At 34.6% G+C, this 9,484-nt stretch carries 13 protein-coding genes and 1 pseudogene; all 14 read right to left on the bottom strand.

Annotated features, from left to right (window positions below; genetic code table 11):
* Positions 1-438: pseudogene (locus AAON49_RS00290) on the bottom strand (hypothetical protein); the annotation flags it as partial.
* A gap of 1 nt (position 439) precedes the next feature.
* Entirely contained in the window at positions 440-1,027 is a 588-nt protein-coding gene (locus AAON49_RS00295) for a DUF2911 domain-containing protein (RefSeq protein ID WP_349551772.1), read from the bottom strand.
* Entirely contained in the window at positions 1,027-3,072 is a 2,046-nt protein-coding gene (locus AAON49_RS00300) for a copper-translocating P-type ATPase (RefSeq protein ID WP_349551773.1), read from the bottom strand. The genes AAON49_RS00295 and AAON49_RS00300 overlap by 1 nt, the downstream gene beginning before the upstream one ends.
* Before the next feature lies 1 nt (position 3,073).
* On the bottom strand, positions 3,074-3,625 hold the full coding sequence (locus AAON49_RS00305) for an AAA family ATPase (protein ID WP_246901737.1): 552 nt from the start codon (positions 3,623-3,625) through the stop codon (positions 3,074-3,076).
* A 6-nt stretch (positions 3,626-3,631) separates the two neighbouring features.
* Positions 3,632-4,471: an ATP cone domain-containing protein gene (locus AAON49_RS00310; protein ID WP_349551775.1), complete on the bottom strand. Its 840-nt coding sequence runs from the start codon at positions 4,469-4,471 to the stop codon at positions 3,632-3,634.
* A 1-nt stretch (position 4,472) separates the two neighbouring features.
* Positions 4,473-5,306: a universal stress protein gene (locus AAON49_RS00315; protein ID WP_349551777.1), complete on the bottom strand. Its 834-nt coding sequence runs from the start codon at positions 5,304-5,306 to the stop codon at positions 4,473-4,475.
* A 1-nt stretch (position 5,307) separates the two neighbouring features.
* Positions 5,308-5,580, bottom strand: coding sequence for a DUF5676 family membrane protein (locus tag AAON49_RS00320; protein WP_246901734.1), 273 nt, complete (start codon positions 5,578-5,580; stop codon positions 5,308-5,310).
* 2 nt (positions 5,581-5,582) lie between these two features.
* Positions 5,583-5,771 (bottom strand): hypothetical protein, encoded by a 189-nt coding sequence (locus AAON49_RS00325; protein ID WP_349551778.1) that lies wholly within the window; start codon positions 5,769-5,771, stop codon positions 5,583-5,585.
* 3 nt (positions 5,772-5,774) lie between these two features.
* On the bottom strand, positions 5,775-6,509 hold the full coding sequence (locus tag AAON49_RS00330; RefSeq protein WP_349551780.1) for a heavy-metal-associated domain-containing protein: 735 nt from the start codon (positions 6,507-6,509) through the stop codon (positions 5,775-5,777).
* A 77-nt stretch (positions 6,510-6,586) separates the two neighbouring features.
* On the bottom strand, positions 6,587-7,144 hold the full coding sequence (locus tag AAON49_RS00335) for a helix-turn-helix domain-containing protein (RefSeq protein ID WP_349551782.1): 558 nt from the start codon (positions 7,142-7,144) through the stop codon (positions 6,587-6,589).
* 3 nt (positions 7,145-7,147) lie between these two features.
* Positions 7,148-7,669: a YybH family protein gene (locus AAON49_RS00340; RefSeq protein WP_349551784.1), complete on the bottom strand. Its 522-nt coding sequence runs from the start codon at positions 7,667-7,669 to the stop codon at positions 7,148-7,150.
* Positions 7,670-7,694: 25 nt separating this feature from the next.
* On the bottom strand, positions 7,695-8,153 hold the full coding sequence (locus AAON49_RS00345) for a heme-binding domain-containing protein (RefSeq protein WP_349551785.1): 459 nt from the start codon (positions 8,151-8,153) through the stop codon (positions 7,695-7,697).
* The gene (locus AAON49_RS00350) at positions 8,154-8,750 is read right to left on the bottom strand and encodes a DUF3347 domain-containing protein (RefSeq protein WP_349551787.1); all 597 of its coding nucleotides are present in this window, start codon (positions 8,748-8,750) and stop codon (positions 8,154-8,156) included. It lies immediately after the preceding gene.
* Positions 8,751-8,777: 27 nt separating this feature from the next.
* Positions 8,778-9,484: TolC family protein (locus tag AAON49_RS00355; protein WP_349551789.1), on the bottom strand; the 707-nt coding region annotated here is incomplete at its 5' end.

Raw genomic sequence — 9,484 nt, forward strand, 5'->3', positions numbered from 1 at the left:
AGGAAGTAACTTTTCTCGATACTCATGATGCTTTCCTGCCTCTGTTATTTTTTCAATGGAAGCAACTTCTAAACCTTCCTTCATATAGTTTTTGGCAACATATAAAGCTTCGTCTTTAGTTAATTCATTTTTCTTTTGACCCGTCCTAGCATTGTACAATATCTCTTTATTAATAAAGTAATAAGGTTGCCTATTAATATCTCGTATCTCTACAGTATTAATAGGTTCCGAAATATGCAATGAGGTTGGACTCAACAGACTATCAAAAGCCATAGGTTGATATTCTAGATTCTTATAATGATCTCCATGAATATCATCAATATCTGTCCAGCTAAAATACAAGCCACTAATTGTCCAAAACAAAAACTGAATTCCAAGAAAAAGCCCTAGATATCTATGAACCTTTCTAATCTTTAATGATGTTTGCCTGTTGACCATGCTATTCTTTTATTTGAAATGGAAAATGTATGGTTACCTTCTCCCAACTCAAAGAAATAGTTCCCTGAGTATCACCAGTCTTCTTTACTTCATATGTAAGATGTTCAGTAATCTCATCCGAAAGCTCTGGCTTTACGTTAAATCGTAAAACATCATCTTTTTCGTCATATTCATCTTTTCCATGTTGATCCCAATTTGTATTGAAAATAACCGTCCATTCTTCTTTAGATGGAATGGTAAAGATTCCATATTTCCCAGCTTTCAATATTTTTCCATCTATGGATACATCTTTATTGGTTTCTAACCAAGTGGCTTTATGAGCTCCAGACTGCCATACTTCATCATAAGCCAACAATCCTCCAAAGATGATTCTTCCTCTTACTCCTGGAGAAGAATAATCAATATGAACATGCGCATCTCCAACCATAGCCATTGCATAGGTGTGTGGACTTAATGGTTTTTTCTTTGGTTCTTCTACTTTTTTAGTTAAATCATTATGATTGTGCTTTTGTTTTTCAGAAGTTGTCTTTTCGTTTTTGCAACTCACTATTAGAAGTGCTATTGCAATTAATAAGGTTAGTTTTTTCATTATGTCGTTTTTGTCTTAAGGTTTCTTTTTAATAATTGTGCATTTATAGCACAGATTATAGTACTGATACTCATTAGCGCTGCTCCGAATGCTGGGCTTATCATAAGCCCAGGGATGAAACCCGTTGCTAAGGGCAGAGCCACAATATTGTAACCTGTTGCCCAAACCAGATTCTGAACCATTTTGCGATAGGTAGCCTTACCAAATAATATCAAGTTGGCAATGTCTTTTGGATTGCTGTCCACTAGTACTATATCCGCAGTTTCGGCCGCTACATCTGTTCCAGAACCAATGGCAATACCGACATCTGCTTGTGCTAATGCGGGAGCATCGTTTACACCATCACCTGTCATAGCTACAAATTCTCCTAAATCTTGCAGCTCAATTATTTTTTCCTGTTTTTGGTCTGGCAATACTTCAGCCATATAATCATCAAGTCCTAATTTATCAGCTACATCTTTTGCTACTCTCTCATTATCGCCAGTAAGTAAAGACACTTTTATATTGTTTTTTTGGAGGATTTTGATAGCTTCATAAGAACTCTCCCTGATTTCATCTGCGAAGGTTACAAAGCCAATCACTTCGTCATCTACTATGGTAAAGATTTTGGTTTCAATGCCCTCGTATTTATCTTCAGCAACACTCTTGTTCAATTGTTCCATTAGCACATAACCACCTGCCTGTACTTTCTTTCCATTGACCGTTCCACTAACACCAACGCCTGCGTTGTACTTGAAATCGGTTACAGAAGGAATCTCAATATTTTCTTCTTTTGCTTTTCTTCTTAAACCTTTGGAAATATGATGTTCGGAAGGGCTTTCAACAGCCGTCGCATACTTTAAGAGTTCTGTTTTATCATAGTCAGATGATAATGGAACAATACGTACTACTTCGTGTGAACCCTTGGTAAGTGTTCCAGTTTTGTCGAATACTATGGTCGATATTTTGCGAGATGCTTCAAAAGCTGTTCTATTTCGAATCAATAATCCATTTTTTGCCGAAATACTAGTAGATATAGCAGCTACTAGAGGTACAGCCAGACCTAAAGCGTGTGGACAACAGATAACCATAACAGTTACCATACGTTCTAAGGCAAATGATACTGTTTCTCCTAAAGCCAACCACGTAAAGAATGTACCAAAACCTAATACTAATGCAATTACAGTAAGCCATTTTGCTGCTACGTCTGCTAAACGTTGTGTTTTAGACTTTTGCTTTTGAGCCGTCTGAACCATATTTATCACTTTGGATAAATAGGTTTCCTCTCCAATACCTTTTACTTTTACTTTAATGACCCCATTGCCATTAATAGCACCACCAATTACTTCTTCATCAACACTTTTGCTTACAGGCTTACTTTCACCAGTAAGCATACTTTCATTAAGGTCACTTTTTCCGTCTACAATTATTCCATCAGCTGGTACTTTTTCTCCTGGTTTGATAAGGATGATATCTCCTTCGTTTAGTTCGCTTATTTTTACTTTTCGAGTTTGGCTGCCATCTACCAAATTAGCTTCATTAGGCATTAATGCTGCCAATGCTTCTAAGGCTTTACTTGCACCCAAAATAGAACGCATTTCTAGCCAATGACCAATTAGCATTACGTCAATAAGTGTTGCTAATTCCCAAAAAAACGTTTTGCCCTCGAACCCAAAAATGACCGCAACACTATAAAAATATGCTGCCGAAATTGCTACAGCAATAAGTGTCATCATTCCTGCCGACTTCTTCTTTAACTCACTCACCAAACCTTTTAAAAATGGCCACCCACCATAGAAGTAAACAATGCTGGATAAGGTAAACAGCACATAATTACTGCCTGTGAAATTCCAGTCCACTCCCAACCATTTCTGTATCATTGGCGATAATAGTAGAATTGGTATGGTTAAAATTGTGGATACCCAAAATCTTCGCTTAAAATCTTCTATCATCATTTTGTGATGGTCGTGTCCCATTTCTCCGTGAGCAGGATTATGACCAGAATGGTCCATTTCTACTTTCTCCTTGGAATGGTTTTCGTGGTTATGGTGTTCGTGATGTTCCATTTTAATTGTTTTTAATGCTGTTCAATATAAAATTCACTCGTTTCAATGGTGGTAATACAGGGACGTGTACTACTGGAAACGGTAATGATTCATACACTTCAGTTATAAGATTGTGTATTTGATTTTGGTCGTTTTCACTTTCCAATCGAGCATAGTCGTTGATTAAAGGCAGTTTGTCTAGAACGAAAACCTTTTTGTAATTCACTTTACGCATTGCTTCTTTTAAAATTTCGTCAACTTCTAATTTTAAAAACCGATAGTACGCCAATGCATCAGGGATTGCCCTGTCCAAAAAAACTAAATCTTTAGGGTTTATCGATGCTTCCTGCTCGATTTGCATATCTAAAACACCAAGTTGAAACTCTCGTTTATTGCTTCGCAATTCTTCAACAGTCTGTCCCTTTACACGCATTGTATCTATATAATGCCTTGCGTGTTCAATGGTGGTTTCATATCCTCGTTCGGCAAGCATATTGATAGTGGTAGTTTTGCCAGTACTTGGACCGCCAGTAATAACACACCAATTTGTTTTTATGATTTTATTGCTTTTCATTTTGTTTTAATGGTTACATAATTCATTAGCTTCTTTAAGAATGTTTTTCTTTTTGGATGATGCCATACCCAAATCATCCAATAGTTTTGGATTATCGCAAACCTCTCTACAAAGCACAATGCCTTTGTTTAGTATCTTTTGTTTTTCCTGCTTACTTAAGGAAGGTAAAGCCGTAATCGGGTACAATCTTGAACCATCAATTTTACTTTTAAGGCTGTTTTTTTCGGGATAATCCCAACTTACTAATCCAAGCCCAGCACATTCGCCAAACTGTATAGCATCGGTTGAGAACCTTGTATTGGTATAAACCCAGCCTTTATGAAATTTTAGTGAATGGTCTTTTTGCTTTAACCATTGAGTTTCTAAATCCTTAAACCTAGACTGTATGTAAAGAGGTATTTTTACATTGCAATTTCTACCTTGGTCGCTATGGAACTTACATTCCACTAAATAATGTTCGTTAGCTTTCAAAGCAGTTACATCTACTTCGTGGGTTACACAATGACCTTGCATAACAACACCTACATCTGTATTGAAGCCTTCATATTCGAGGATTTTACCAATATATTTCTCAAAAGGATAGCCAGTTGGACCAAATTCCATTATGGCTTTTTTGAGTTTGTATCTAGCAGACCCTGATTTTGATTTGCGTTTCAACATCTTATAAGCTATTTCATAAATCCGTTTGGTTGTCATTCCTTCAGTTAATTGCTCCTGAACTTCTTGGGCGATTTCTTGCACAAGTTTTTCACTCGCTTTGGAATGCCTTAAAGAGCGTTTAAGTTTTTCTATATTGAATGCTTGAACCTCGCCTGAGTACTTTATGATGTTGATTGCTTTTTCCATTTTAAAGATGTACTGTCATTACAGGTTTTTTTGAATGATTGGTAACACTTTCAGCAATACTCTTTGAAAAGACACTTGCAAATCCTTTTCTGCTGTGGGTATACATTACTATTAAATCCACAGTATTGGAATCTTCAAATTTTTCAATGCCATTTAATACCGTAGTTTCGTTGTAAACGTGCATTGCATAGTTTTCCAATTTTGGGAAGTGTTTTAAAAACTCTTTGATGGGTTGCAGTCCACTTTCAACACTATTAAAATCTGATGTGGTGTTAATATTCAACAAATGGATTTTTGCATTGCACTCTTTGGCTATTTTCTCAACTTCCTTAAAAGCATTGGATATGTCTTCCTTGAAATCAGAGACAAAAACAATATTTTTAAACGGAAAAGTTATTGCATCATCCTTTACTACTAGAATGGGCACTCTGGCTTTTCTAATGATTTTTTGTGCATTACTTCCTAACAATTTCTTTAAGAATCCATTTTGTATGCCTTTACTTCCGGTAATAATAAAATCGTGGTGAAAATTGTGGGAATGAGCTACAATTGCATCTTCGTCTGTAATAAATTCTAAAAACGTCCTTGACTTTAAACCTTTACCTTCAGCTTCTTTGTCCAAAGCCCTCAACTTACTTTTAGCTATGCCAATTGCTGCAAGAGAGTCAGGGTAGTTTTGCTCCTGGGTCTTGGTTAATTTTGTCCAGTTAACTACTGTACTTATTTGATGCAAAAAATGGATTTCTGCATTAAAAAGTGCCGCCATTTCTATAGCCAATTCTGCTGCTTTATTGCAGTTATCTGAAAAATCCGTGGGTACTAATATATTTTTCATCTTATTTCTTTATTTGCCAATTATAAAGCGATGCAATACAGGCACCGATTAACCAACCCAAAATGAACGTTTGAACAATTCCTAGACAAGCTTCCCAAAGTGGAATATCCATCCTAATTACAGTCGACACATCCAGTCCGTGCAGTAGGCTATTGAAGAATTTTACAGACCCTTCACGGCCAACCGTAAACATTACCACCATACAACCCAAATAGAGCAATGCTCCAGTAAGGCCTGTGGCCAATCCTAATTTTTTGATGTTGATTGTTTTCATAATTATGGTTTATTGTTGTTTTCATTATCGTGATTATGCTTGTGATGCGGCATTAACAGATGACATCCGAACATTAGAATTATAAAAATGAACAAGGATACGTTTTCACCCATTCCTATACTTGGTGCAATAAAAATGAGTAGCAACGGAAGTACACAACCTAATATCATCCAAAGTGTATGTGATTTCATCTTTTATATAATTTGGGTTAACATTACAATCGCCATCACAATCATAATGGCATTTTCTATAAATGTGGCTTCGGTCATTGGCAATTTTAGCGCCGTTCCGAGACAAGCACAACGAATTGATTTTTTATCCAAAAGCGTTTTAGTAACACCAACCGTTGTAATACTTAATATTATAAGTGTGGCTATAAGAGCAATTTCAATTTCAAAACGCATTAAGAACATTAGCCCGAGAGCAGTTTCGATGAATGGATATATCCAGCCATATATTGACACCCGTTTTGCCAATGGGTCATACATTCTGAAGGATTCTGGGAAATTCTTTAAATCGAGCATCTTGAAGAAACTGAACACTATGAAAAACAAACCCATAAAATCCAGCATTACGGCATTACCATCCCAATCCTTATAATGCAACAAAATACTCGCAGTTGCTATGTAAAAAAGGATGAGCAACAAGGGCTGTAATTGTTGCAGTTTTGATTTTTGCTCAGTGGCATCCAAGGACTGGGATGTCATCTGAAAAACGTTTTTGTTTTCCTTTTCCGAAAGAGTATATTTTTCAGGTAACGCTTTTTTAAGGGCTTTCGTAGCAACGTGGCTACTCATTGTAACTTCAGCTTCGGCTTTTTCAAGGTTAACAGAAACGTTGGTAACGTTGTCCACATTACCTAAATATTTTTCTACTGATGCTTTACAGCCTCCGCAGGTCATTCCTGTTATGTTATATGTATGTGTCATTGTTCATTTTTTTTAATGATTATTACACAAAATTAATTTCTGCAACCCACCTTCATTTGTACAATTCTGGATAATCCTTACACAATTTGGTCTATGGATTTTCTGTTCCATTTTTGTAGATTTTTAAATGTCGTCATTGACATTCCTGTTACATTTTTAAACTGTCTTGCCAAATGGCTACTATTATTGTAATTCAAGCTGTAGGCTATTTCAGAAAAATTTAATTGCCTCAACTGTATCAGTTCTTTTACCTTTTCAATCTTTAAATTGATTTCATATTTTTCAATCGTTACACCTTCAGTTTTGCTGAACAGTTTGCTTAAAGCCGAATAAGAATTATTAAACCTTTTGGTCAAAAAAGATGAAAGGTTTGCATTGTCCTGATTTTCGATTTTTTTTATGAGCGCAATTTTTATTTCCTCTATCAAAATTTCCGTTTCGTCCTTTATGATTTCAAAACCGTGTTTCTTTAGCACTTCTTCCAATTTGGAATATCGAATGTCTGTATTTTCGTCAAGGATTATTTGTCCTAGTTCAACCGATTTTATGTCACAACCCAATGCTTCCAACTCCCGTAATACAGTTGATTTACATCTGTCACATACCATATTCTTTATGTTGAGGGTTTGTTTCATTGTTTATTGATTCAACTTTTTAAATGAAGTATGTGAATGGATTATCTTCCAATCTCCATTTATTTTTTTCAAAATTGAAGTTGCTACGCCTTTACTTTTAATGGTTCTTTCTTTTCTTCCTTTAGCTTCATCTGTCTTTAAAACTATTGTGTACAAATAATTTTCAGTTGCATATGCATAGGGTAAACTCACATTCACACTAATCTCATAATCTGAAAATGTAAAACTTTTAAAATGCCCTAATTCTGGCCCTAAGTGACCATCTATATAATTTTTATAACTTCCTTCTACTTTACCTTGTTCAAAAATGGAGGCATCTTGTGTAAAGAGTTCAAACGTACCATCAGTTGTGAGGTTTTGAATGGCATCTTTATAAGACTTCATAATTTTCAACACTTCTTCTTTTTCATTTGTGTTGTCAACAACGACCTCTTTTTGATTTTCGATAGTTGTATCTTGTTGTTTATTTTCTTTACAACTCACAATTAAAATCGTGAGTAGTAGGACTAATAAGGATGGTTTCATAATCGAATATTTTGATGTTTAACTTTTAATTATTTAAATTTTCTTTTAAATCTGACATAAACTCTATGAGTAATTTCTTTTCGATTTCAGACAATTTTGCGTTACCGTGAATTAATGTATAGGAATCCAAAGGCATTTCGCCATTTTCAATTTGGTTGATGATGGATTTTAGTTTACTGTTTTTCCTTCTATTTGAATAATCATCCCATTCATTAAAATTCAATTCTGCCTTGCCTTCTTTGATATGGCCTTCAAGAAATCGAGCTACTGGTTGCACCTTATTGTACCAAGGATATTTTGTATTGTTACTGTGACAATCATAGCAAGAGACTTGCAATTTGTTCTTGATATCATTTGGGACATCATTTACCAACATAAAGTCGGTTTTTGGAACAACTTTACTTTGATTAAGGTCAACAGGTATAAATTGTATTCCTACTAACGCTACCAATAAGACAATTGCTATGATTTTTATAATCTTCATTTAGTTGATTTCTCGCTGTACTTTACCACATTTCAACATTTTACTACCGTAGTATGGATTTCTGATTTCTTTGTTCATACTTAGCCAAGCCCCACCTTTATTATTATCATACATAGGGCAAAATTGTTGATATAAGGTATCTTTTGTACCTGTTATTAAAACCATGTCTATGATGTCTTTGCTTAATACTTTAAAGTGTTCGCGTTGGTGATCCATTGCACTTCTACCAATATGCTCAGCGTGTTCTTTTGCATCTGCAATGATGTCTTTTAGCTCTTTTTGCTGTTCAGCTGTATAGCTGCTTGCATCAAACTTGCTAAGAGTGTTCATTAATTTCTGTCCAGCTTTTGTAGCTTTGTCTTTATCGGTTTCGACCAAAGCATTTTTAAGTGCCATATAATCTGCCAATACTTTTTGAGCATCTGAATTCTGTGTGTTGGAATCCATCTTATCTTTGGATTTATTCATTTTATCGGGATTCATTTCTGAATGCGTAGCGTCATTGTGAGTATTTTCTTTTTTAGCATTTTTACAAGATATCGCTGTTAAGCTTATAAAAACGATTACCAAAATTGTTGTTAATCTTACTTTTTTCATTGTTTTAATTTTAAGTTATACTTATTTTTACTTTCCTAAATAATTGATTATTGTTGTCTGTAAATAGTAGATTTTTATCGATTCTACTTGTTTCATTTGAAACTTTAACTGCAATTCTTGTATGTCTAGAACATCGTTAAAGTTGATGGTTCCAGATTCATAACTCTTCAAAAGAATTTGTTCAGCATTATCTGCTTTTTCTAGGTTTCTTGTGTAAGTATCAAAGCTTATTTTAGATGCAACTCTTTCATTAATTGCAGCATCTAACATTCCCATTAATTTATTTTGACGAGCCTGTTTGTCGAACAACAATTCTTCTTGTTTCAATTGATTTTGCTTCGATTTTGACGAATATTTTTTGTTGAAAATTGGAATAGATAAAGAAACCATAGGCATCACGATATCTTTTCCATTATCAGAAAAACTCATATTCGGACGTTCAGAAACAGCGACATAATCCAGTCCAAAACCAATCATAGGTTTTTGTTCTTTTTGATTCAAAATTTCTGACTGCTCAACTGACTTATATAATTTATCATACTTCAAAAGTTCTGGATGAAGTGACAAATTATCTGTACTAACAACATCCAAATATTTTGGCATTACTAAAGAGTCTAAAACTTCAATTTTGAAATTCTTTTCCCTATTTAGAAGAGTATTCACTTGAGTTTGTTCTGATAAAAACTGCTGTTCCAGTACTTCTATCAACTGTTCTAAATCATTTTGTCTTATTT

The sequence above is a fragment of the Pseudotenacibaculum sp. MALMAid0570 genome (assembly GCF_040151415.1).
In the GTDB taxonomy this organism is placed as follows: domain Bacteria; phylum Bacteroidota; class Bacteroidia; order Flavobacteriales; family Flavobacteriaceae; genus Polaribacter.

Coding starts and splice junctions, on each gene's coding strand:
- AAON49_RS00295 (WP_349551772.1), bottom strand. CDS start 1,027: ATGAAAAAACTAACCTTATTAATTGCAATAGCACTTCTAATAGTGAGT.
- AAON49_RS00300 (WP_349551773.1), bottom strand. CDS start 3,072: ATGGAACATCACGAACACCATAACCACGAAAACCATTCCAAGGAGAAA.
- AAON49_RS00305 (WP_246901737.1), bottom strand. CDS start 3,625: ATGAAAAGCAATAAAATCATAAAAACAAATTGGTGTGTTATTACTGGC.
- AAON49_RS00310 (WP_349551775.1), bottom strand. CDS start 4,471: ATGGAAAAAGCAATCAACATCATAAAGTACTCAGGCGAGGTTCAAGCA.
- AAON49_RS00315 (WP_349551777.1), bottom strand. CDS start 5,306: ATGAAAAATATATTAGTACCCACGGATTTTTCAGATAACTGCAATAAA.
- AAON49_RS00320 (WP_246901734.1), bottom strand. CDS start 5,580: ATGAAAACAATCAACATCAAAAAATTAGGATTGGCCACAGGCCTTACT.
- AAON49_RS00325 (WP_349551778.1), bottom strand. CDS start 5,771: ATGAAATCACATACACTTTGGATGATATTAGGTTGTGTACTTCCGTTG.
- AAON49_RS00330 (WP_349551780.1), bottom strand. CDS start 6,509: ATGACACATACATATAACATAACAGGAATGACCTGCGGAGGCTGTAAA.
- AAON49_RS00335 (WP_349551782.1), bottom strand. CDS start 7,144: ATGAAACAAACCCTCAACATAAAGAATATGGTATGTGACAGATGTAAA.
- AAON49_RS00340 (WP_349551784.1), bottom strand. CDS start 7,669: ATGAAACCATCCTTATTAGTCCTACTACTCACGATTTTAATTGTGAGT.
- AAON49_RS00345 (WP_349551785.1), bottom strand. CDS start 8,153: ATGAAGATTATAAAAATCATAGCAATTGTCTTATTGGTAGCGTTAGTA.
- AAON49_RS00350 (WP_349551787.1), bottom strand. CDS start 8,750: ATGAAAAAAGTAAGATTAACAACAATTTTGGTAATCGTTTTTATAAGC.